This window comes from Arthrobacter crystallopoietes, from assembly GCF_017603825.1.
Classification (GTDB): Bacteria; Actinomycetota; Actinomycetes; order Actinomycetales; family Micrococcaceae; genus Crystallibacter; species Crystallibacter crystallopoietes_B.
Map to the genome: position 1 here is coordinate 3,140,876 of NZ_CP072014.1, position 22,050 is coordinate 3,162,925.

The 22,050-nt window shown below is 63.9% G+C and carries 20 protein-coding genes; 13 read left to right on the plus strand and 7 right to left on the minus strand.

Annotated features, from left to right (window positions below; genetic code table 11):
* From J5251_RS14365 to J5251_RS14415, 11 genes are all read left to right on the plus strand, one after another.
* On the plus strand, nucleotides 1-669 hold the full coding sequence (locus tag J5251_RS14365) for a lysophospholipid acyltransferase family protein (protein WP_208574364.1): 669 nt from the start codon (nucleotides 1-3) through the stop codon (nucleotides 667-669).
* The gene (gene uvrC / locus J5251_RS14370) at nucleotides 669-2,711 is read left to right on the plus strand and encodes an excinuclease ABC subunit UvrC (RefSeq protein ID WP_208574365.1); all 2,043 of its coding nucleotides are present in this window, start codon (nucleotides 669-671) and stop codon (nucleotides 2,709-2,711) included. The genes J5251_RS14365 and uvrC overlap by 1 nt, the downstream gene beginning before the upstream one ends.
* Before the next feature lie 56 nt (nucleotides 2,712-2,767).
* Nucleotides 2,768-3,667 (plus strand): RNase adapter RapZ, encoded by a 900-nt coding sequence (gene rapZ / locus J5251_RS14375; RefSeq protein ID WP_074702466.1) that lies wholly within the window; start codon nucleotides 2,768-2,770, stop codon nucleotides 3,665-3,667.
* Nucleotides 3,667-4,701, plus strand: coding sequence for a gluconeogenesis factor YvcK family protein (locus J5251_RS14380; RefSeq protein ID WP_208574367.1), 1,035 nt, complete (start codon nucleotides 3,667-3,669; stop codon nucleotides 4,699-4,701). The genes rapZ and J5251_RS14380 overlap by 1 nt, the downstream gene beginning before the upstream one ends.
* A 22-nt stretch (nucleotides 4,702-4,723) precedes the next feature.
* Nucleotides 4,724-5,704, plus strand: a complete 981-nt coding sequence (whiA, locus tag J5251_RS14385) for a DNA-binding protein WhiA (RefSeq protein WP_074702464.1) — start codon at nucleotides 4,724-4,726, stop codon at nucleotides 5,702-5,704.
* Between the two features lie 142 nt (nucleotides 5,705-5,846).
* Nucleotides 5,847-6,476 carry a superoxide dismutase gene (locus J5251_RS14390; protein WP_139003616.1) on the plus strand — a complete coding sequence of 210 codons (630 nt, stop codon included), beginning with the start codon at nucleotides 5,847-5,849 and terminating at the stop codon, nucleotides 6,474-6,476.
* A 205-nt stretch (nucleotides 6,477-6,681) separates the two neighbouring features.
* Nucleotides 6,682-7,692: a type I glyceraldehyde-3-phosphate dehydrogenase gene (gap, locus tag J5251_RS14395; RefSeq protein ID WP_208574372.1), complete on the plus strand. Its 1,011-nt coding sequence runs from the start codon at nucleotides 6,682-6,684 to the stop codon at nucleotides 7,690-7,692.
* A 24-nt stretch (nucleotides 7,693-7,716) separates the two neighbouring features.
* Nucleotides 7,717-8,955 carry a phosphoglycerate kinase gene (locus J5251_RS14400; protein WP_208574373.1) on the plus strand — a complete coding sequence of 413 codons (1,239 nt, stop codon included), beginning with the start codon at nucleotides 7,717-7,719 and terminating at the stop codon, nucleotides 8,953-8,955.
* A gap of 90 nt (nucleotides 8,956-9,045) precedes the next feature.
* Nucleotides 9,046-9,861, plus strand: coding sequence for a triose-phosphate isomerase (tpiA, locus tag J5251_RS14405; protein WP_208574374.1), 816 nt, complete (start codon nucleotides 9,046-9,048; stop codon nucleotides 9,859-9,861).
* 14 nt (nucleotides 9,862-9,875) lie between these two features.
* A complete protein-coding gene (gene secG / locus J5251_RS14410) occupies nucleotides 9,876-10,127 on the plus strand; it encodes a preprotein translocase subunit SecG (protein WP_074702459.1) in 252 nt (83 codons plus the stop codon).
* A 67-nt stretch (nucleotides 10,128-10,194) separates the two neighbouring features.
* Nucleotides 10,195-10,581, plus strand: coding sequence for an RNA polymerase-binding protein RbpA (locus J5251_RS14415; protein ID WP_208574381.1), 387 nt, complete (start codon nucleotides 10,195-10,197; stop codon nucleotides 10,579-10,581).
* Between the two features lie 49 nt (nucleotides 10,582-10,630).
* On the opposite strand, the gene pgl is transcribed toward J5251_RS14415, so the two are convergent.
* From pgl to tkt, 6 genes are read right to left on the minus strand one after another with little or no spacing between them, the layout of a single operon-like run.
* Nucleotides 10,631-11,425: a 6-phosphogluconolactonase gene (gene pgl, locus J5251_RS14420; protein WP_139003611.1), complete on the minus strand. Its 795-nt coding sequence runs from the start codon at nucleotides 11,423-11,425 to the stop codon at nucleotides 10,631-10,633.
* Entirely contained in the window at nucleotides 11,415-12,356 is a 942-nt protein-coding gene (locus J5251_RS14425; protein ID WP_139003610.1) for a glucose-6-phosphate dehydrogenase assembly protein OpcA, read from the minus strand. The genes pgl and J5251_RS14425 overlap by 11 nt, the downstream gene beginning before the upstream one ends.
* The gene (gene zwf, locus J5251_RS14430) at nucleotides 12,353-13,897 is read right to left on the minus strand and encodes a glucose-6-phosphate dehydrogenase (RefSeq protein ID WP_208574382.1); all 1,545 of its coding nucleotides are present in this window, start codon (nucleotides 13,895-13,897) and stop codon (nucleotides 12,353-12,355) included. Before zwf ends, J5251_RS14425 begins: the two co-directional genes overlap by 4 nt.
* Nucleotides 13,897-15,519, minus strand: coding sequence for a glucose-6-phosphate isomerase (locus J5251_RS14435; protein ID WP_208574383.1), 1,623 nt, complete (start codon nucleotides 15,517-15,519; stop codon nucleotides 13,897-13,899). The genes zwf and J5251_RS14435 overlap by 1 nt, the downstream gene beginning before the upstream one ends.
* 4 nt (nucleotides 15,520-15,523) lie before the next feature.
* Nucleotides 15,524-16,639 (minus strand): transaldolase, encoded by a 1,116-nt coding sequence (gene tal, locus J5251_RS14440; RefSeq protein WP_139003607.1) that lies wholly within the window; start codon nucleotides 16,637-16,639, stop codon nucleotides 15,524-15,526.
* Nucleotides 16,640-16,649: 10 nt separating this feature from the next.
* Complete coding sequence (gene tkt / locus J5251_RS14445) at nucleotides 16,650-18,758, minus strand: transketolase (RefSeq protein WP_208574384.1); 2,109 nt, start codon at nucleotides 18,756-18,758, stop codon at nucleotides 16,650-16,652.
* 416 nt (nucleotides 18,759-19,174) lie between these two features.
* Between tkt and J5251_RS14450 the strand changes: the two genes are divergently transcribed.
* The gene (locus J5251_RS14450; protein ID WP_074703420.1) at nucleotides 19,175-20,140 is read left to right on the plus strand and encodes a heme o synthase; all 966 of its coding nucleotides are present in this window, start codon (nucleotides 19,175-19,177) and stop codon (nucleotides 20,138-20,140) included.
* Nucleotides 20,141-20,175: 35 nt separating this feature from the next.
* Entirely contained in the window at nucleotides 20,176-21,084 is a 909-nt protein-coding gene (locus J5251_RS14455) for a dihydrodipicolinate synthase family protein (RefSeq protein WP_208574385.1), read from the plus strand.
* Here J5251_RS14455 and J5251_RS14460 read toward each other — a convergent pair.
* Nucleotides 21,081-22,049, minus strand: a complete 969-nt coding sequence (locus J5251_RS14460; protein ID WP_208574386.1) for a COX15/CtaA family protein — start codon at nucleotides 22,047-22,049, stop codon at nucleotides 21,081-21,083. The genes J5251_RS14455 and J5251_RS14460 overlap by 4 nt on opposite strands.
* Nucleotide 22,050 lies beyond the last annotated feature (1 nt).

Below are 22,050 nucleotides of genomic sequence, written 5' to 3' on the forward strand. Positions count from 1 at the left end.
ATGGAATTTTTCGAAGGCACCCGTGCTGCGTTCCGTGCCGTGATCTCCGGAACCTGCCGGCCCACGGTTGAGGGGCTGGAAAACTTCCCGCCGGAGGGCCCGGTCATCGTCGCCCCCAACCACCAGTCGTTTTTCGACAGCATCATCGTCCAGGCCCTGATGCCGCGCAAGGTGGCGTTCTTTGCGAAGGCCGAGTACTTCACCGCAAAGGGACCGAAGGGCTCCGCGATGCGCTGGTTCTTCAACAGCGTCGGCTCCGTCCCGGTAGAACGGGGGGAACAGGCTGCCAGCGTCGCGGCGCTGCAGACAGCGGTGGAAATTCTTGAGCGGAACGAGGCCTTCGGCATCTATCCCGAAGGCACCCGCTCCCGCGACGGTTTGCTGTACCGTGGAAGAACAGGCGTTGGCTGGCTTGCCCTGACCACCGGTGCTCCCGTGGTGCCGGTGGGACTGATCGGAACCGACAGGCTCCAGCCGGCGGACAAGAAAATGATCAAGCCGCAGCATTTCACCCTGAAGGTCGGCGCGCCGCTGTATTTCGACAAGACGGGCCCGGGACACTCCCTGCCTGCCCGCCGTGCCGCCACGGATAAGATTATGGACGCCATTGCCGAACTGAGCGGGCAGGAACGGGCCGGCACCTACAACCAATCCAAACAGGCACAGTAATGGCGCTGCCCTCGTCTTACCGGCCGAAGCCGGGGGAGATCCCTACCCAGCCCGGGGTGTACAGGTTCCGGGATGACAACAAGCGCGTCATCTATGTGGGTAAGGCCAAGAACCTCCGGTCCAGGCTCAACAGCTACTTCGCAAATCCCGACGGACTCATGCCGCGTACCCGGGCAATGGTGCATACCGCAGCGTCCGTGGAATGGACCGTGGTGGGGAGCGAACTGGAGGCCATCCAGCTCGAGTACACCTGGATCAAGGAGTTCACGCCCCGGTTCAACATCATGTTCCGGGACGATAAGTCCTACCCGTACCTGGCTGTCACCATGTCCGAGAAGTTCCCGCGCGTGCAGGTGATGCGCGGGGACCGGCGGAAGGGCACAAAGTACTTCGGCCCCTTCTACCCCGCAAAGGCGATCAGGGAAACGGTGGACACCCTGCTGCGCGTCTTCCCAGTCCGCACCTGCAGTGTTGGCGTCTTCAACCGTGCCCAGCGGACGGGCCGCCCGTGCCTGCTCGGCTACATCGACAAGTGCTCCGCACCGTGTGTCGGGCGGATTTCTCCTGAAGACCACAAGGCCCTCGCCGCCGAGTTCTGCGCTTTCATGGGCGGCGAAGCCGACCGTTTCATCCGCGCGCTGGAACAGAAGATGAACGCCGCCGTTGCCGAGCTCGACTACGAATCGGCGGCACGGTACCGCGACGACATCGCTGCCCTGAAGCGCGTCTTCGAACGCAATGCAGTAGTGCTCGGCGAAGACACGGACGCGGACATTTTCGCGCTGGCCGAAGACGAGCTTGAGGCGGCGGTCCAGGTTTTCCACGTGCGCGGCGGGCGGATCCGGGGCCAGCGAGGCTGGGTCGTCGAGAAGGTCGAGGATGCGTCTCCGGCCGACCTGACCGAGCACCTGCTGCAGCAGGTTTATGGCGACGGCGAGGGACCGGACAGGATCCCCAAGCAAGTGCTGCTGCCCGTGGAGCCGGACAACAGACCCGAGCTGGAAGAGTGGCTGCGCGGTCTGCGCGGCAGCAAGGTCGAACTGCGGGTGCCCCAGCGCGGTGACAAGGCCGCGCTGCTCGGCACGGTGCAGGAGAACGCGAAGCAGGCACTGGCGCTGCACAAGAGCCGCCGCGCCGGCGACCTGACCACCCGCTCCGCCGCGCTGCAGGAGCTGCAGGAGGCGCTCGACCTGCCCGTGGCCCTGCTGCGCATCGAGTGCTACGACATTTCCCATGTCCAGGGAACCAACGTTGTTGCCTCCATGGTGGTCGTTGAAGATGGCCTGCCCAAGAAATCTGACTATCGGCGGTTTTCCATTACGGGCGATGCCGCCCGGGACGATACCTCCGCCATGTACGACGTCATCAGCCGCCGGTTCCGGAACTATCTGGCTGACAGGACGGCGGTGCCCGAACCTGAGGCCGTTCCGTCGCCGGCCGGCACGAAAGCACCCCTGGTTGCCGATGTCATCGACTCCAACGGCGTCCCCGCCGGGGACGTGGTATTGACGGATACGACGACGCCGGCGCCGCGCACCAAGTTCGCCTATCCGCCGAATCTTGTCGTGGTGGACGGCGGACCGCCGCAGGTTTCGGCCGCATCCCGTGCCTTGGCCGATCTGGGGATCACCGACGTCTACGTGGTCGGACTGGCCAAAAGGCTGGAAGAAGTCTGGCTTCCGGACGATGACTTCCCCGTCATCCTGCCCCGTGCATCGCACGGTCTGTATCTGCTCCAGCGGATCCGGGACGAAGCCCACCGCTTCGCGATCAACTACCACCGTCAGAAGCGCGGCAAGTCGATGACCGTGTCGGTACTGGACGGGATCCAGGGGCTGGGGCCCGCCAAGCGCAAGGCGCTGCTCAAGCACTTCGGCTCGGCCAAGAAACTCAAGGCGGCCAGCACCGAGGAACTCCAAGCGGTGCCCGGCGTCGGTCCCGCCCTCGCCGCTTCCATCAAACGGCAGCTCGATCCGGCAATGGAACCTGCCGCCGGGGCACCCGCAGTCAACATGGCGACCGGCGAAATCATCGAATCTTAGCTAGGCTAGGGAACCCGTGCAAGGCCGCGGGACTAACCTAAGAACAGGACGGCTCAATGTCAGACGAAGAGGATTTCACGCCAATCAAACCGGTGGAATCCGAACTGCTGGTGGTCACGGGTATGTCGGGCGCAGGCCGTACCACCGCCGCGCACGCGCTCGAAGACCACGGCTGGTATGTCGTGGACAACCTCCCGCCGCAAATGCTCGGCACGCTGGCCGAGCTTGTCTCCCGCATGCCCGAATCGATGCCGCGGCTCGCCGTCGTGGTGGATGTGCGCAGTCAAAACCTGTTCCGCGATATCCGTGAGTCGCTCAACGGCTTGAAATCCAGCGGCATCAACTACCGGGTCATCTTCCTGGATGCCGCGGACAACGTGCTGGTCCGCCGTTTCGAACAAGGCCGGCGGCCGCATCCGCTGCAGGGTGACGGCCGGATTTCGGACGGTATTACGGCGGAACGCGAGCTCCTGGCCCGGCTCAAGGACGCCTCCGACCTGGTCCTGGATACAACAGACATGAATGTCCACGCCCTCGCGACCAACATCACCGAGCTCTTTTCCGACTCCGGCCCGATCGTGCTGCGCTTGAACGTGATGAGCTTCGGCTTCAAGTACGGCCTTCCGGTCGATGCGAACTTTGTGGCCGACGCGCGCTTCATCCCCAATCCGCACTGGATCCCCGAGCTCCGCCCGCACACGGGGCTGGAACGGCAGGTCAGCGAATTCGTGCTGCAGGAATCCGGGGCGGAGGAATTCATCAAGCGCTACGTTGATGCACTCGAACCGGTGCTCGAAGGCTACCGCCGCGAGAACAAGCACTATGCGACAATCGCCGTCGGCTGCACCGGCGGCAAACACCGCTCCGTCGCCGTGGCTGTAGAGCTGGCCAAACGCCTCGCGCAGCTGCCGCGCGTAAAAGTTGCGGTGCAGCACCGGGATCTGGGGCGCGAATAGTGGCCCTTTTGACGGGCCCGCTTCCCCGTGTACCGCTGCCGCAGACGGACCGGCCGGGAAGTGTCCGCGGTCAGAATCCGCCGTCCGTTGTGGCCATGGGCGGCGGCCACGGACTGTCGGCGTCGCTGGCTGCCCTGCGGCTGCTGACCACGGAACTGACGGCAGTGGTGACCGTGGCGGACGACGGCGGGTCCTCCGGCCGTCTTCGCCGTGAGTTGGGCGTCCTCCCGCCTGGCGACCTGCGGATGGCGCTTGCCTCGTTGTGCGATGACACCGAATGGGGGCAAACGTGGCGGGACGTGATGCAGCACCGGTTCAAGTCCCTGGACAACGTTGAAGGCAGCCTGGACAACCACGCGGTCGGCAACCTGCTGATCGTTACGCTGTGGGAACTGCTGGGGGACCCGGTTGCCGGTCTGCAGTGGGCCGGAGCACTGTTGGGGGCACGTGGCCAGGTGCTGCCGATGGCAACCGTCCCGCTGACCATCGAAGGTGACGTCCTGACGGAGGAACCCGGCGGACGGCTGCGGAACGTAACGATTTCCGGCCAGTCCCGGCTTGCGGAGGCCGGCCGGAATACGCATGTCAACGATGTGCGGCTGATACCGGACGATGCACCAGCCTGTACCGAGGCCCTCCAAGCCATTGAGGAGGCCGACTGGGTGATCCTCGGGCCAGGCTCCTGGTACACCTCGGTGCTGCCGCATTTGATGCTCCCGGAGTTGCGGGACGCCCTGTGCCGGACCCCCGCGCGGAGAATCCTGACCATGAATCTTGCCATGGATACCAACGAAACATCCGGGATGACCGCAGCGGACCATCTGTCGGTGGTGCAGCGGTATGCCCCGGAGCTGAAGTTCGACGTCGTGCTCGCAGATCCTGACACCATTGGGGACCGCGGACGGTTCGAAACCGCAGCCGCCGGGCTCGGAGCGCGCGTTGTCTTGGGTAGAGTGGGAACTCCCGGCGGTCATGCCGTACATGACCCGTTAAGGCTCGCAACGGCCTACCATGACATTTTCGCGGGACAGTAAGACATAAGTTAGGACAGGGTGCATGGCGCTGACTGCAGCAGTCAAGGATGAACTTTCACGCCTTGACATCAAGAAGTCCCAGGTGCGGAAGGCCGAAGTCTCGACAATGCTTCGCTTTGCCGGCGGGCTTCACATCATCTCGGGCCGGATAGTCATCGAGGCCGAAGTTGACCTTGCCTCCACGGCGCGGCGTCTACGTGCCGCCATTGCCGAGGTCTACGGCCACGGCAGCGAAATCATCGTCGTCTCCGGCGGCGGGCTGCGCCGCGGCAACCGCTACGTGGTCCGTGTCGTACGCGACGGGGAATCACTGGCCCGCCAGACAGGGCTGCTCGATGCCCGCGGACGTCCGGTCCGCGGGCTGCCTTCGGTCGTCGTCAATGGCTCCGCAGCCGATGCCGAGGCGGTTTGGCGCGGAGCGTTCCTGGCGCACGGGTCACTGACTGAGCCGGGCCGTTCGTCCTCCCTCGAAGTGACCTGTCCCGGTCCCGAGGCCGCCTTGGCCTTGGTCGGAGCCGCCCGCCGCATCGACATCACCGCCAAGGCACGGGAGGTCCGGGGTGTGGACCGGGTCGTCATCCGGGACGGGGACACCATTGCAGCGCTGCTGACCCGCATGGGAGCCCACGATGCACTCATGGTCTGGGAAGAACGCCGGATGCGCAAGGAAGTGCGGGCCACCGCCAACCGACTGGCGAATTTTGACGACGCCAACCTTCGCCGTTCGGCCCAGGCTGCTGTCGCCGCTGGCGCACGGGTGGACCGCGCGCTGGAGATTCTTGGTGATGATGTTCCCGAGCATCTCAGGTACGCCGGTGAGCTGCGCGTAGCGCACAAGCAGGCCAGCCTGGATGAGCTGGGCCGCCTGGCCGACCCGCCCATGACCAAAGATGCCATCGCCGGGCGGATCCGGCGCCTGCTGGCGATGGCGGACAAACGCGCTTCGGACATGGGCATTCCGGGGACGGACGCGAATGTGACTCCCGAGATGTTCGATGAGTAGGACGTGTGCTTAGGATGGGGATGTCCGGGCGTTGGCCCGGGGAGGCTTTGGGAACCAGATAATTTTCCGGGCGGATCCGCTGCCCGGATGATCAATCCGATCACGGCCGCATGCCGGCCGCCGAACTAAACGGAGGATATTCGTGAGCAAGTACGTACTGCCCGAACTCAACTACGACTACGCAGCGCTGGAGCCGCATATCTCCGCCCGGATCATGGAGCTGCACCACAGCAAGCACCACGCCACCTATGTTGCCGGCGCCAACACCGCGCTAGAGCAGTTGGCCGAGGCCCGTGAGAAGGGCGAGTTCGGCAACATCCCGAAGCTCTCCAAGGACCTGGCTTTCCACCTGGGCGGCCACACCAACCACTCCATCTTCTGGAACAACCTGTCCCCGGAAGGCGGCGACAAGCCTGAGGGCGAGCTGGCCGCAGCCATCGATGACGCCTTCGGTTCCTTCGACGCGTTCCGTGGCCACTTCAATGCCGCGGCGCTGAGCCTGCAGGGGTCGGGCTGGGCGGTGCTGGCGTACGAGCCGCTGGGCGGCAACGTCATCATCGAGCAGCTCTACGATCAGCAGGGCAACGTTCCGGTCGGCACCATTCCGCTGCTGATGCTGGACATGTGGGAGCACGCTTTCTACCTGGACTACGTCAATGTCAAGGCTGACTATGTCAAGGCTTTCTGGAACATCGTGAACTGGGCAGACGTGGCACAGCGCCTGGAAGCCGCACGCAAGGGAGCTTCGTCCCTGGTGACCCTCGGAAAGTAACGAGGAACGCTTCTCACGCGGTCCGAACTGCGTAAGATAAAGTCCGGGAGGCCCGTAACGGTGTTAGGCATCGGGACGGCTGCCTTCCGGACTTTTCCATACCCAGAGAGCAAAGGAAGGCCAGCGGCACGTCAAGGACCAGCAAAGGGTCCCGAGGAACGGCCGGCGCACAAATCCGGCTACCGCCTATCAAGGAGCTAGAACTGTGACAACTCGTGTTGGAATCAACGGTTTCGGACGTATCGGCCGCAATTTTTTCCGGGCAGCGCTGGCTCAGGGCGCGGATCTGGAAATAGCGGCAATCAATGATCTGACGGACGCCAAGACCCTGGCCCATTTGCTCAAGTACGACAGCGTCATGGGACGCCTGTCCGAAAGCATCGAAGTCAAAAACGGCGATCTGGTCGTGGCCGGACAAATCGTCAAGGTGCTGGGGGAGAAGGATCCCGCGCAGCTGCCGTGGAAGGACCTCGGCGTGGACATCGTGATCGAGTCCACCGGGTTCTTCACCAAAGCCGAGGACGCCAAGAAGCATATCGATGCCGGTGCCAAGAAGGTCATCGTTTCCGCTCCGGCCTCCGGGGCTGATTTCACCGTGGTCATGGGTGTCAATCAGCAGGATTACGACGCCGGATCGCACCACATCATCTCCAACGCATCCTGTACAACCAATTGCCTTGGTCCGCTTGCCATGGTTCTGCACGAAAAATTCGGCATCGAGCGTGGCCTCATGACGACCATCCACGCCTACACGGCGGACCAGAATCTCCAGGACGGGCCGCACCGCGATCTTCGCCGTGCCCGCGCCGCGGCAATAAACGTTGTTCCCACTTCCACCGGAGCCGCGAAAGCCATCGGCCTGGTCCTGCCCGAGCTCAAGGGCAAACTGGACGGCTACGCAATCCGCGTTCCGGTACCTACCGGTTCGGCGACGGACCTGACTGCCACCGTATCCAGGGAAGTCACCGCCGAAGAGGTGAACGCCGCTTACAAGGCGGCCGCAGGCGAGGAACGGCTGGCCGGTATCCTGACCTACTCGGAGGATCCGCTGGTGTCGTCCGATATCGTCACAGACCCGGCATCTTCGATCTTCGACTCAGGACTGACTAAGGTTATTGGTAATCAGGTCAAAGTAGTCGCGTGGTACGACAATGAATGGGGCTACTCCAACCGCCTGGTGGATTTGACCGAACTGGTCTCGTCCAAACTCAGCTGACTTCGCTAACCGCTAAGGGTAGGTATGACTGCACGCGCTCTTGATGAATTGCTCGCCGAAGGCGTCCGCGGACGCCACGTCCTGGTCCGCTCGGATCTGAACGTTCCGCTGGAAGGCGAAGGGGATTCCCTCGCTGTCGCCGACGACGGACGGATCCGCGCATCGCTGCCCGTCCTGCAGAAGCTCGCCCAAGCAGGGGCGCGTGTCATCGTGACGGCCCACCTGGGCCGCCCCAAAGGTGAGCCGGAGGAACGGTACTCGCTGCGCCCCGCCGTCGTACGTCTGAAAGAGCTTGCTCCGTTCACCGTCAAGTTTGCCGAAGATACCGTGGGCGACAGCGCGAAGTCGCTGGCAGCGGACCTGCAGGACGGAGAGGTGCTGGTGTTGCAGAACCTGCGTTTCGATGCGCGGGAAACCAGCAAGGACGACGCGCAGCGTCAGGCGTTTGCCGAAGAGCTCGCTGCCCTGACCGATGGTAACGGCGCCTACGTTGACGATGCCTTCGGGGCTGTGCACCGCAAGCATGCGAGTGTTTTCGACATCGCTGCCAGGCTGCCCGCCTTCCAGGGGGATCTGGTCCGGACCGAACTTGAGGTCCTCACGCGTCTGACTGATGCCCCGCAGCGCCCCTACGTTGTCGTCCTGGGCGGTTCCAAAGTCTCGGACAAACTGGCCGTGATCGAGAACCTGCTGGGCCGGGCGGACTATATCCTGGTGGGCGGCGGAATGGTGTTCACGTTCCTGGCGGCGCAGGGGTACAAGGTCGGCGCGAGCCTGCTGGAGGAAGACCAGCTGGATACCGTTCGCGGCTACTTGGCCAAGGCCAAGGAGAGCGGCTGCAGCTTCGTCCTGCCGACGGATATCGTCGTGGCCGAGAAGTTTGCTGCCGACGCGGCGCACGAAGTGGTCCGGGCGGATGAGATGGAAGGTTCACGGTTCGGCGCCAGCGGCATCGGCCTGGACATCGGCCCCGATTCGGCCGAGGCATTCGCCCAGCAGATCCACTCGGCCAACACCGTGTTCTGGAACGGGCCGATGGGTGTCTTCGAATTCGAGGCCTTCGCCCACGGCACCCGGACCGTGGCCAAGGCGCTGACCGGCAGCGACGGATTCACCGTTGTCGGCGGCGGAGACTCGGCGTCGGCAGTGCGGAGCCTGGGCTTCGACGACAACGCTTTCGGCCATATCTCCACCGGCGGCGGGGCCAGCCTGGAGTACCTCGAGGGCAAGGCGCTGCCCGGACTCACCGCCCTGGACCGCTAGGCGCGCAGCGCACTAACACCTGCACCTGTGCAGCGTGGGAAACGCTTGCGGAACCCACGCTGCACTGAACCGACATGACTGGAGACCTCTGTGACCACCTCGACCAACGGCAAGTTTGACCGCACACCGCTGATCGCCGGCAACTGGAAGATGAACATGGACCATGTCCAGGGCATCACCCTGCTGCAGAAACTGGCGTGGACGCTCAGCGACGCCCGGCACGACTACAGCCGGACGGAAGTGGCGGTCTTCCCGCCCTTCACCGATCTGCGCGGCACCCAGACCCTGGTCCGGGGCGACGATCTCAAGATCGTTTACGGCGGGCAGGATCTTTCCCAGTTCGACTCCGGGGCCTACACCGGGGACATTTCCGGACAGTTCCTCGCCAAGCTCGGCTGCAGTTACGTGCTGGTGGGTCACTCCGAGCGGCGCACCATCCACGGCGAATCCGATGAGCTCCTCAACGCCAAGGTGAAGGCCGCCTATCGCCACTCGCTAGTGCCCGTGCTCTGTGTCGGCGAGGGCCTCGAAGTGCGTCAGGCAGGCAACCACGTTCCCCATACCCTGGAGCAGGTGCGCGCAGATCTGGCCGGGCTTGCCGCGGACGACGCCGCTAGACTTGTCATTGCGTACGAACCGGTATGGGCAATCGGGACCGGCGAGGTTGCCGGCCCGCAGGACGCTCAGGAAATGTGTGCCGCGATCCGCGCCGAAATCGCCGACTTGTACGACGAGGCCACGGCCGCCGGCGTTCGGTTGCTGTACGGTGGCTCGGTCAAGGCTGCCAACGCCGCCTCCATCCTGAAGGAACGGGACGTCGACGGCCTGCTCGTGGGCGGCGCCAGCTTGGACGCCGCCGAATTTGCTAATATTGTCAGGTTCGAACACCACCTGGTGACGGACTAACTCGAAAGGCGACTGTGGACGCTCTTAAGATCACGTTGCAAATCCTGCTGGGCATCACCAGTCTGTTGCTAACCCTGCTGATTCTGCTGCATAAAGGCCGCGGCGGCGGTATGTCCGACATGTTTGGTGGCGGAATGACCACGTCCCTGGGTTCTTCTGGTGTCGCCGAGAAGAACCTCAACCGGTTCACCGTTATTCTCGGCCTGACGTGGGGCGCCGTCATTGTCGCTCTCGGGCTCATCATGCGTTTCGGCGCCGAGGCATAAGGAACTTTTCTCCCGTTTGTCTCCGGCCGGTCGTAGACTGGTTCCAGATCTACTCAATCGACCGGAGATGAACGTCATGCACCCCTCGCATGGGCTGCGCGCAGTCCGGGTCGGCTCAGTCACAGGCGCAGGGCTCGCCGGATGGCAGGCCAACTCCGGACGCTCGCACAATCTCGTCCGCAAGGTACCCGTCCGCTACTGGTGTCCGCAGGGGCACGAGACCGTCCCCGTTTTTGCCGACCTGACGGAAGCGGAGATTCCCCAGTCCTGGGACTGCCCTAGGTGCGGGCAGACAGCAGGGCGCGAACGCGGACTGCTGGTTCAGCCCAGCGGCGATGAACCTTTCAAAAGCCACCTGGAGTATGTCAAGGAGCGCCGCACACCGGCTGAGGCGGCTGAGGCCTTGGACCGTGCTTTGGCGGAACTGCGACGACACCGGACCGCACCAGGCTAGCCATGCTTGCCGGAGCACAGTCCTGTGGTCGCCGCGATCACCACACCGGCTAGAACGTCTCTCCGCCAGCCAGCAGCGAGTCGGGGAGCTGACTCGCAGCCGCCTGGTCCAGCATCCACAAAGTCTCTTGGCGGCCCTTGGGCCCGGCCGCGGGAACCTGTACCGGACCGGCTCCGGCAAGTGCCAGTCCCACGGCTCCGGCCTTATCATCGCCTGCCACTACCAGCCAGATTTCCGTTGCGGAGTTAATGGCGGGCAGGGTCAGGGATACACGCTCCGGCGGCGGTTTGGGAGAGTTCTCCACACCGACAACAGTGCGCTCTTCCTCGCGAATGCCCGCCATTTCGGGAAACAGCGATGCAATGTGGGCATCGGGGCCGACACCCAGCAACAGGACGTCGAACGTAGGGACAGGCACCTGCGCGCCATCGCCGGCTTCCAACCGGGCGGCTTCGCGTAGCTCGTCAGCGTAGGCATCGGCAGCGTCGAAGGGCGTGTCGTGCTCGTCGGCGGAGCCGAACGGGTGGACCCGCGACTCATCTATGTCGATCAGATCCAGCAGTGCCTGCCGTGCCTGCAGTTCGTTGCGGTCCGGGCTGTTCTTGGCCACAAATCGTTCATCGCCCCACCAAAAGTTCACCCGGCTCCAGTCCACATCCGTGCGGGACGGTTCTGCCGCGACCGCCTTGAGGGTATTAATGCCCAAGGAGCCGCCGGTGAGGACTACGGTGGCTTCACCGCGTTCGCGCTGGGCAATCGCCAGCCGGCCGACCAGTCTGCGCGCTGTTGCAGCTGCAAGGATTTCCTGATCGGGATGGACATGGAGAACTGGTTCAGCGTTCACTGCGGCGTACACTCCTTAGATTCGTGCGGGGCAGTCCTTCGGTAATGACCTCCCCGAAGACTTCGTCCGGGTCGAGCCTGCGCAGTTCCTCTGCCAGACACTCTTCCACGGATCGGCGGGGGAGGGTGATGCGCTGGACGGGCTGGCCCGGTTGGATCAGTTCCGCAACGCTTAGGCCTGGCCGGAGGATGCGGATGTCGCCCTTGGGCCGGCATAGGCGCACGCCCCGGATACCGGTGCCGGCGGGGTCCTCGATGATAGTCACCGGAGCATCCAAGGCCAGCGTCAGCCAGGCTGCCAGCAGCACGGTGCTGGGGGAGTCGGATGCGCCTTCCACGGCAACGGAGGTCACGGGGGAGTGATCCACTTGGTCGAGTACCGCTGCCAGTTGGATGCGCCAGTTCGTCAGGCGCGTCCAGGCCAGGTCAGTATCACCGGCTGCATAGGTGCGCCGCAGCGAGTCCAGTGCGGTCTTGGGATCCGGCTCGTTCGCCGAGTCCGTGATCCTGCGGTGGGCAATCCTGCCGATCGAGGTGGCGGACGCAGCCTCCGGCATGCCATGCGGCCACCAGGCGACGATGGGGGCATCGGGCAGCAGCAGGGCCGACACCAGGGATTCGCTTTCTGTGGCCAGCTGGCCGTGTCCGTACAGGACGACGACCTCGGAGGCACCCGCGTCGCCGCCTACCCGGATTTGTGCGTCAAGCCTGGTCGCTTCGGCGGCTCCCGCGTCGACCAGGACGATGATCCGGCAGGGGTGTTCACGGCTGGCCACGTTGGCGGCCTGAATAGCGGTTTCCTCGTGGCCGGCTGTAGTCAGCACCACCAAGGTCAGAACGCGGCCGAGTGCGACAACGCCACCGCGTTCGCGCATGGCGACGATTTCCTTGGAGACCTTGGACGAGGTCGTATCAAGCAGGTCAACAATCACGGCCTTCTCCAGGTTCGTCCGTCGCGGGCGAGGAGTTCATCGGCCGAGGCCGGGCCCCAGCTTCCGGGTGAGTATGTCTCGGGCTTGGCACCGCTGCGTGCCCAATATTCCTCAAATGGATCGAGGATCTTCCAGGAGAGCTCCACCTCCTGGTGCCGGGGGAACAGCGGCGGTTCTCCCAGCAGCACGTCCAGGATCAGGCGTTCATAGGCCTCTGGGCTGGATTCGGTAAAGGCGTGTCCATAGCCGAAGTCCATTGTGACGTCGCGGACTTCCATCTGCGTCCCGGGTACTTTGGACCCGAACCGGATGGTTGCCCCTTCGTCCGGCTGGACCCGGATAACCACGGCGTTCTGGCCGAAATCGTCATCGTTGTGGTCCCGAAAGAGGAGGTTAGGCGCGCGTTTGAGCACGACGGCGATTTCCGTCACCCGCCGTCCAAGGCGCTTGCCCGCCCGGAGGTAGAACGGCACCCCGGCCCACCGACGGGTATGGATATCCAGTCGCAGGGCAGCATACGTCTCGGTGGTGGAATCCGGATTGAACCCTTCCTCCTCCAGATAGCCCTTGACCTTTTCCCCGCCCTGCCAGCCGCCGGTGTACTGTCCCCGGGCCGAGTGCGTGGACAGGTCCTCGGGCAGCCTCACCGCGGCCAGGACCTTTTCCTTCTCGGTCCGTAGGTCCTCGGCGTTGAAGGAAATCGGCTCCTCCATGGCGGTCAGGGCCAGCAACTGAAGCAGGTGGTTCTGGATGACATCGCGGGCCGCGCCCACGCCGTCGTAATATCCCGCGCGGCCGCCGATTCCAATGTCCTCGGCCATGGTGATCTGGACATGGTCCACGAAGTTGGCATTCCACAGCGGCTCGAACATCTGGTTGGCAAAGCGCAATGCCAAGATATTCTGGACTGTCTCTTTGCCCAGATAATGGTCGATGCGGAAGACCGAGTCCGGTGGGAAGACCGACTCGACGATATTGTTCAGCTCACGTGCGGACTCGAGGTCGTGGCCGAACGGCTTTTCGATCACGACGCGGCGCCACGTCCCCGGCTCCGCCTGCGCCAGCCCGTTGGCGGACAGCTGCTGGCACACCTGCTCGAAATCCTTGGGCGGGATGGACAGGTAGAAGGCGTGGTTGCCCTGGGTCCCTCGCTGCTCATCCAGATCGGCCACGGTCTGCCTCAACTGCGCGAAGGCTTCGGCATCGCCGAATTCGCCTTGGACGAAACGGATGCCCCCGGACAGCTGGGTCCACACGTCCTCGTTGAAGGGCGTGCGTGCGTACTGCTGCACGGAGGCCTTGACCTCCGCGGCGAAGTCCTGGTCCGTCCATGGCCGCCGGGCAAAACCGACCAGTGCAAAGCTCGGCGGCAGCAGCCCCCGGTTCGCAAGGTCATACACCGCGGGCATGAGTTTCTTCCGCGACAGGTCGCCGGTTACGCCGAAGAGTACCAGCGAGGAGGGACCCGCGATCCGGTTCAGTCGTCTGTCCCGCGGGTCCCGAAGAGGATTGACGCGCCGCGCACTTTCAGTTCCTGGCATTAGGGCTTTCCGTCGGAGAGGGAGGCCACGGCCTCCTGCAGCTGTTTCATTCCTGCTTCGCGGTCCGTGAAATGGAGCCTGAGAACCGGCCGGCCATGGTCGATAAGGACCTGTGCATCGCCTGCCGCCTGTGCGGAAATCAGCTCCCCGAAGGTGAACGGACGGTCCGGAATCCGGACATCTTCTTCGCTCGCCCCGGTGATCTGCAAGTACACGCCCACTGCGGGGCCACCCTTATGGAATTGCCCGGTTGAATGCAGGAAACGAGGACCCCAGCCAAAGGTGACCGGGCGTTGGGTCAGCGACGCCAGCCGCGGTCTCAGCTGCGCCAGCTCCGCCTGGCCAAACCGGTCCAGGTACGCCTGCACGCTCAGGTAGCTGTCCGTATCGAGGGTTCCCAGCAGTGCTTTGAGGGCATCGGCCACCGTGCCAGCGCCGTTGAGCCAATCGCCGCTGGCACGGATTTCCACGGCACGGTCCACGGCCGCAGGTTCCGGCGTTTCCGGACGTTCGTCCAGCATTCCTCGGGCAGCAGTTTTGGCCGCTTCCACATCCGGTTGGTCGAAGGGGTTGATGCCGAGCAGCAGCCCGGCGACCACGGTGGCGTACTCCCACAGCAGGAGCTGGCTGCCGAGGCTGCCCGCAACCGCTACTTCGTTTGTGCCTAGCTCGATTTCCGCCTCGGTGTCCACCAGCCGGATGACCAGCACATCTGCCGCATCCATCGACAGCTCCGGAGCCTCGGGCTCCACGACCACCGGGAGGATTCCGGTCCCTTGCTTGCCTGTAGATTCGGCTATCAGCTGCTCAGCCCAGTCGGCGAAGCCGACGATGCCGGAGCCTTCATCCGTAATGACGATCTTGTTGCGGAGAGGCTCCGTGCCGCCTAGGGCAGCGCCCAAGGCCAACGCCATGTTTTCCGCAGCGTCTTCGGACAGTATCTCGGCTGCCTCTTCCGCGTCGGCGAGCAGCGCATCGATATCCACGCCGGCAAGACCCGACGGAACGAGGCCGAAGGCGGTAAGTGCAGAGTAGCGTCCGCCGACGTTCGGGTCCGCGTTGAAAACGGCACGGTACCCGGCTTCCCTGGACACGGAGTCCATGGGCGAGCCGGGATCCGTCACGACGATGATCCGCTGAGCCGCATTGATGCCTGCTTGCTTGAACGCGTTTTCAAAAACACGCCGCTGTGAGTCCGTTTCCACAGTGGAACCGGACTTGGAAGACACCACGATCGCGGTTTCGCTCAAACGTTCGGCCAACGCAGCGGCGACCTGCTGGGGGTCGGTGCTGTCCAGGACGGTCAGCTCGACGCCGGCCGTGTTGCTGATGACCTCGGGCGCGAGCGAGGAACCGCCCATGCCTGCCAGCACAATGCGCGTCACGCCTTCTGTGCGCAGTTCGTCACGCAGCTTCAGGATTCGCGGGACCAACGGCCGGGAAACCTCCACGGCCTCGACCCAGCCCAGACGGATTGATGCCTCCGATTCGGCATCGGGACCCCAAAGCGTATGGTCCTTGGCAGCAATCCTAGAGGCCACTTTATTCTCGGCCAATTTCGGTACGTGCTGATCAACGGCCGCCAGTGCGGCCCCCGACGCCTGGAACGACAACGACCCCATCTGCTTAGTCCTGTCCCGCGTCGTCCAGGGCGGTGCGGACGGTTCCCAGCAGCTCATTCCAGCTGACTACAAACTTATCCAGGCCCTCTTCCTCGAGCTGCTCAACAACTTCCTTATAGGAGATGCCTTGGGCATCCACTGCATCGAGGACCTTGTTGGCATCGGCGTAGGTCGCGGAAACGGTATCCCCGGTGACTTCACCGTGGTCAACCATTGCTTCGAGTGTCTTCTCCGGCATGGTGTTGACAACGCCATTGGCTACGAGCTCAGTCACATACATTGTGTCCGGGTACGACGGGTCCTTGACACCAGTGGACGCCCAAAGGGGACGCTGCGGCTTCGCTCCGGCCTCGGCCAGGATCTGCCAGCGTTCGCTGCTGAACTGCTCTTCGTAGATCTGGTAGGCCAGCCGCGCATTCGCGATGCCGGCCTTGCCCTTGAGTGCTTTCGCCTCGTCCGTTCCGACCGCATTCAGACGCTTGTCAATCTCGGTGTCCACCCGGGACACGAAGAAGGAAGCAACCGAGTGGATGTGCGAGAGCTTGTGGCCGTTTTCCTTGGCCTGCTCCAGCCCGAGCATGAAGGCGTTGATGACTTCGCGGTAGCGCTCCAGGGAGAAGATCAGCGTGACGTTAACGCTGATGCCTTCCGCGAGCGTGGCGGTGATGGCTTCGAGACCCTCCACGGTAGCGGGAATCTTAATGTGCACGTTGCTGCGGTTGACCTTGGCGTGAAGCTTCTTGGCTTCCGCAATCGTTCCTGCGGCATCGCGGGAAAGACGGGGATCCACTTCGATGGACACACGGCCGTCAACACCTCCGGTGGCCCGCGAGAGCCCCGAGAAAACGTCGCAAGCTTCCGATACGTCGTCCGTCGTGATCGCGAAGACCGCCGCATCGACGTCCGCACCTTCGATAGCGAGTTCTTCTACCTGTGAAGCATAGGACTCCCCGTTCTTAAGCGCGGCGGCGAAGATGGACGGATTGGTCGTCACGCCGACGACGTTCTTCTCCGCGATCAGAGCCTTGAGCGAGCCTGAGGTGATCAGCTCGCGGGACAGGTCATCAAGCCAGATCGAGACTCCGGCATCGGAGAGGGCCTGGGTGTTCTTGTTTGACATGGGAAACTCCTTAGGAAGCAGTGGCTTGGGCGAGCGACTCACGGGCAGCGGCCACAACGGCCTCGGCGGTGATACCGAATTCGCGGAACAGCGTCTTGTAGTCGGCAGAAGCGCCGTAGTGCTCAAGGCTGACCGAACGTCCGGCGTCGCCCACCAGGCGGTGCCAGCTTTGAGCGATTCCCGCCTCGACGGAAACGCGTGCCTTGACCTCGGTAGGCAGCACGGACTCACGGTACGTCTGGTCCTGCTTGTCGAACCATTCCACACAGGGAACGGAGACTACCCGGGTAGCAACGCCGTCGGCCTGCAGCGCCTCGCGGGCCTCGACCGCCAGCTGGACCTCGGAACCGGTAGCCAGCAGGATGACCTGCGGCTGCACGTCGGATCCTTCGGCCTGGGCTTCGGCCAGGACGTAGGCGCCTTTGGCAACATTGTCGGCAGTAGCGAATCCGCCCTCGCCGCGGTCGAAGACCGGCAGGTTCTGGCGGGTCAGCACGATGCCGGCAGGGTGCTCATGGTTTTCCAGAATCGTCTTCCAAGCCTGCGCTACCTCGTTCGCGTCAGCAGGTCGGACGACGTCGAGACCCGGGATCGCGCGAAGGCTCGCCAACTGCTCCACCGGCTGGTGCGTGGGCCCATCCTCGCCCAGGCCGATGGAGTCGTGGGTCCAGACATAGATCGAGGGCACACCCATCAGCGCGCCAAGCCGGATGGCCGGACGCTGGTAGTCGCTGAAGATCAGGAATGTTCCGGAGAAGGCGCGCGTCTTGGAACCGAGCACGATCCCGTTGACGATGGCAGCGGCCGCGTGTTCGCGGATACCGAAGTGCAGGACGCGGCCATACGGATTGCCCGACCAGGCATCGGTCTGCTTGCTGGCCGGCACGAATGACGGGGAGCCTTCGATGGTGGTGTTGTTGGACTCAGCCAGGTCGGCGGAGCCTCCCCACAGTTCCGGCAGCACCGGGCCGATGGCATTGAGCACCTTGCCCGAGGCGGCGCGGGTGGAGACGTCCTTACCCGTTTCGAACTCCGGCAGGGCTTCTTCCCAGCCTTGCGGAAGTTCGTACTTCTGGACCCGGTCCAGCAGCGCGGCGGCGTCCGCGTTGGCCTGGCGCCAGTCCTGGTAGCTTTTCTCCCATTCGGCCCGCGCTTCCTTGCCACGGGCAGCAACCTGCCGTGCATGGTCCAGCACGTCGGCGGCGATCTCGAAGCGCTGCTCGGGGTCGAAGCCGAGAACTTCCTTCACCGCGGCAACTTCTTCCGCGCCGAGAGCCGAGCCGTGGATCTTGCCGGTGTTCTGCTTCTTCGGTGCCGGCCAGCCGATGATGGTCCGAAGCGAAATGATGGAAGGCTTGGTGGTTTCGGCCTTCGCGGCTTTGAGGGCGTTGTACAGTTCCTCGATGTCCTCTTTGTAATCGCCCGTCTTGGTCCAGTCCACACGCTGGGTATGCCAGCCATAGGCCTCGTAGCGCTTGAGCACGTCTTCCGTGAACGAAATGTCGGTGTCGTCTTCGATGGAGATGTGGTTCTCGTCGTAGAGCACCACGAGGTTGCCCAGTTCCTGGTGCCCTGCCAGCGAAGAAGCTTCTGCCGTCACGCCTTCCTGCAGGTCGCCGTCGGAGGCGATGACCCAGATGGTGTGGTCGAACGGGCTTTCGCCGACGGCAGCATCAGCGTCGTAAAGACCACGGGTCCGGCGCTGCGCGTAGGCGAAGCCCACCGCGGACGCCAGGCCCTGGCCCAGTGGGCCGGTGGTGATCTCCACGCCGGCAGTGTGGCCGAACTCGGGGTGTCCCGGAGTCAGCGAGTCCCACGTCCGGAGCCGGCGCAGGTCCTCAATTTCCAGGCCGTACCCGGAGAGGAAGAGCTGGATGTAGAGCGTCAGCGACGTGTGCCCGGGGGAGAGGATGAAGCGGTCGCGGCCTACCCAGGCCGGATCGGCCGGATCGTGGCGCATCATCTTCTGGAAGATCAAATATGCGGCCGGGGCCAGACTCATTGCGGTACCGGGGTGGCCGTTGCCGACCTTTTCCACGGCGTCGGCCGCCAGTACGCGTACGGTATCTACCGCGCGCTGGTCCAGGTCTGTCCAGGACAGTTCTTCCGTATGTGGCACCGTTGCGGGCCCCTCTCTAATTGTTCGGCCGGCAGGAACCCGGATGAAGGTCCCATGCAGTTCCAGTCATGAGACTGCTACGCGGCCAGTGCACCGGACGTGCGCTTCGCCGGGGGTTTCCCCGGTATGGCGCCCGCCACAGTCTGCATGGCCATCAAGTCCCACCTTAGCGTCTCAGCGGGCCGCGTACAGAGGATGTGGAAGGGTGGGATGAGTAACAGTCGGACACACAGCAGGGACCGGGTGCATCCGGTTCAGCGGCCGTTCGGGATGCCGGGAGATTTCTACAAGCGATAGAGCGTATAATGAAGATGCACTTTGGCCCTTGCCTGCCCGGATGGGCGGCGTCCGGTGCCGTGGCCGCACCGGCTACGCAGATACCCAGATCATCTCCAGCAGAACTGAGTGGTTTTTCCTTGAAGATCCAGAGCGCTCCGGAACAGGTAGCTGACGCACCCGTAAAGACCGGTTTCGGACGCAAGGCCAAGGCCTACGTATCGCTCACGAAGCCTCGTGTCATGGAACTGCTGCTGGTCACGACGCTGCCCACGATGATCTTCGCGCAGGGCGGCTTCCCGGATGTCTGGCTGATGGCGGCCACTATGATCGGCGGAGCCCTGGCAGCCGGATCGGCCGGATCCTTCAACTGCTATATCGACCGGGACATGGACAAGCTCATGCAGCGGACCGAGAACCGGCCGCTGGTGACCGGCGAGGTGACCCCGCGCGAGGCGTTGGTATTCTCCTGGATCCTTGGCATCGTGGCCGTGGTGCTGCTGTGGTTCGGGGCCAATCCGCTGGCGGGCATGCTCGGGGTCGGCGCCATTTTCTTCTACGTGGTCATCTACACGCTGATTCTCAAGCGCCGCACCGCGCAGAACATTGTCTGGGGCGGCGCGGCTGGCTGCTTCCCGGTATTGATCGCTTGGGCCGCGGTGACCAACACCGTTGCTTGGCCTGCGGTGATCCTCTTCATGGTGATCTTCCTCTGGACCCCGCCGCACTACTGGCCGCTGTCGATGAAGTACAGCGACGACTACAACGCCGCCAACGTCCCGATGCTCGGCGCCATCGCCAGCGCCCGCCAGGTATCCGTCCAGGTGGTTCTCTACGCCTGGGCCACGCTCGCCTGCTCTTTGCTGCTGGCTCCGGTAGGCGGCGCCGGTTGGGTGTATACCATCGCCGCGCTGCTCGGCGGCGGCTGGTTTGTCTACGAATCCCACCGGCTGTACAGCCTCGCCAAGCGGGGGACCGAGACGGTGGAGACCACCAACAAGTCCGCCATGCGGGTCTTCCATGGCTCCATCAGCTATCTGACGGTACTGTTCCTGGCCCTCGCAGTGGATCCGTTTGTGGGCGGCCCCGTCTTCGCCGCGCTCTAGCCGGCTTGAGGCCATCCGTGTTCTAGGATGGCCCAATGACAGTCTTCCGCGGCCTCATTGCGTATCCAGTCACTCCGTTCCTGCCGGACGGAGCGATCAACTTCGACGAGCTCGAACGCCATTTGTCGGAACTGGCTGTCTCAGGGGTAGATTCTATTGCCATCCTGGGCAGCTCCGGCAGCTTCGCTTATCTGAACCGTGCTGAGCGGCGGCAGGTCCTGGAGACCGGTGTGGAAGCGATCAAGACAGCAAATCCTGACCTCGCGGTTATTGGCGGGGTCAGCGCCGTGGGAACGCGTGAGCTGCTGCTGAACATTGAGGACGCGCAAGCCGCCGGCGTGGACGGGCTCCTGGTTTCCGCGATGTCCTACGTGCCCCTCAACGAAGATGAGGTGCATACCCAATCCCTGGCGGCGGCAGCGTCCACCGCCTTGCCCATCTGTCTCTACAGCAATCCCGGGACAACGCAGTTCTCATTCAGCCTGGAACTCATCGCCGAGCTGTCCCGGGTGCGCAATATCGTCGCAGTGAAGGAATCCGCGGCCGATACCGAGACCTTCCTGCTCCGGGATGAACAATTGCGGAGAATGGTTCCGGAAGGCTTCAGCCACGGGATGAGCGGTGATGTCCTCATCGGCGAGGCCGGTGCAGCCGCCGATGCCTGGCACAGCGGGCCGGCCTCGGTGTTGCCGCACCATTACCGCCTCCTGCGCGACGCGGCGGTCAACGGGGATTCGGACAAACTTGCGGAGGCCCGGCAGGTTCTGGCGCCGCTGCTGAACTACTTCAACAGTCTGCGGAAACTGAGCAACCTCTACGCTCTGGCCCGCGCCGCGGGGGTGGATGCCGGCGATCCGCGGCGGCCTTTGCTCCCGCTGCCCGGCAGCAGCCAGCGTGAGCTGGCCCGACTGCTGGACGCGCTGCCGGACCCCGCCTCCGTCTAGCTGCTGTGAACCTGCTTCTGACCGGTCGAGTGCGCGCCTTGCAGGGAGAGCGGCTGCCGCGTGACACCCACGTACACAGCATGTGTACAGGCGGCAGCAAGCAGCGCGGCGCCAAGCATATGCAGGCCCACCAGTACGATTGGCAGCCCGGTGAAGTGCTGGACGTAGCCTATGGCACCCTGCAGCAGAATAACGACGGCGAAAAGCACCATCGGCCGACGCAGTTCGGCCAGCTGCGTGTGCCGGTGCACCATGACCAGAAGTACGACGGCGGTGGCAACCAGCAAGTAGACAGGGGCCACATGGATGCGGGTCATAAGGTCAGGGTCCAGGTTGTTCCGCGGCGCCTCTGCGTCGCCTGCATGCGGACCGGAACCGGTCACGATGACTCCGAGCACGATCGCTACCAAGGTCAGGACCGCGCTGGCCCAAAGCAGTTGGCGTACAGTCGCCGTCGAGCGCTGTTGCTGGACCGTGCACGCTTGGTCATTGTCCAGCCACGCCCGGTGGACGAGGACTGTGGCCGCGGCAACCATCGTGATGGACACGACAAAGTGGCAGCCGACCACCCAGGGGTTGAGCTGTGTCCAGACCGTGATGCCGCCGATAATGGCCTGGGCAGGGATGCCGGCCAGCAGTGCAACGGAAAGGTAGAACAGGTCTTTGCGCCGCTGGGCCATCTTCCACACGGACACCAGCATGGCGAAGGCGATGGCCGCCAGCAGGAAGGTCAGCAGCCGGTTGCCGAATTCGATGGCGCCGTTGATGCCCATCTCGGGCGTGGCGACTAAGGATTCCGGAGTGCATTTGGGCCAGGTGGGACAGCCCAGGCCGGAGGAGGTCAGGCGGACCGCGCCTCCGGTCACGATGATGAGGATCTCGGAGGCGAGCGAGGCGACGGCCAGACCGCGGATGGTCTTGTTGGGGGAGCCCGGCAGTCTACGCGTCAGTTGCTCAATAGTCACT

What these genes read in the sequence shown, in the direction of transcription:
- J5251_RS14455 (WP_208574385.1), top strand. Translation starts at nt 20,176, where the DNA reads ATGACAGTCTTCCGCGGCCTCATTGCGTATCCAGTCACTCCGTTCCTG.
- J5251_RS14365 (WP_208574364.1), top strand. Translation starts at nt 1, where the DNA reads ATGGAATTTTTCGAAGGCACCCGTGCTGCGTTCCGTGCCGTGATCTCC.
- uvrC (WP_208574365.1), top strand. Translation starts at nt 669, where the DNA reads ATGGCGCTGCCCTCGTCTTACCGGCCGAAGCCGGGGGAGATCCCTACC.
- tal (WP_139003607.1), bottom strand. Translation starts at nt 16,639, where the DNA reads ATGTCAAACAAGAACACCCAGGCCCTCTCCGATGCCGGAGTCTCGATC.
- zwf (WP_208574382.1), bottom strand. Translation starts at nt 13,897, where the DNA reads ATGCCAGGAACTGAAAGTGCGCGGCGCGTCAATCCTCTTCGGGACCCG.
- whiA (WP_074702464.1), top strand. Translation starts at nt 4,724, where the DNA reads ATGGCGCTGACTGCAGCAGTCAAGGATGAACTTTCACGCCTTGACATC.
- J5251_RS14415 (WP_208574381.1), top strand. Translation starts at nt 10,195, where the DNA reads ATGAACGTCATGCACCCCTCGCATGGGCTGCGCGCAGTCCGGGTCGGC.
- rapZ (WP_074702466.1), top strand. Translation starts at nt 2,768, where the DNA reads ATGTCAGACGAAGAGGATTTCACGCCAATCAAACCGGTGGAATCCGAA.
- J5251_RS14400 (WP_208574373.1), top strand. Translation starts at nt 7,717, where the DNA reads ATGACTGCACGCGCTCTTGATGAATTGCTCGCCGAAGGCGTCCGCGGA.
- J5251_RS14435 (WP_208574383.1), bottom strand. Translation starts at nt 15,519, where the DNA reads ATGGGGTCGTTGTCGTTCCAGGCGTCGGGGGCCGCACTGGCGGCCGTT.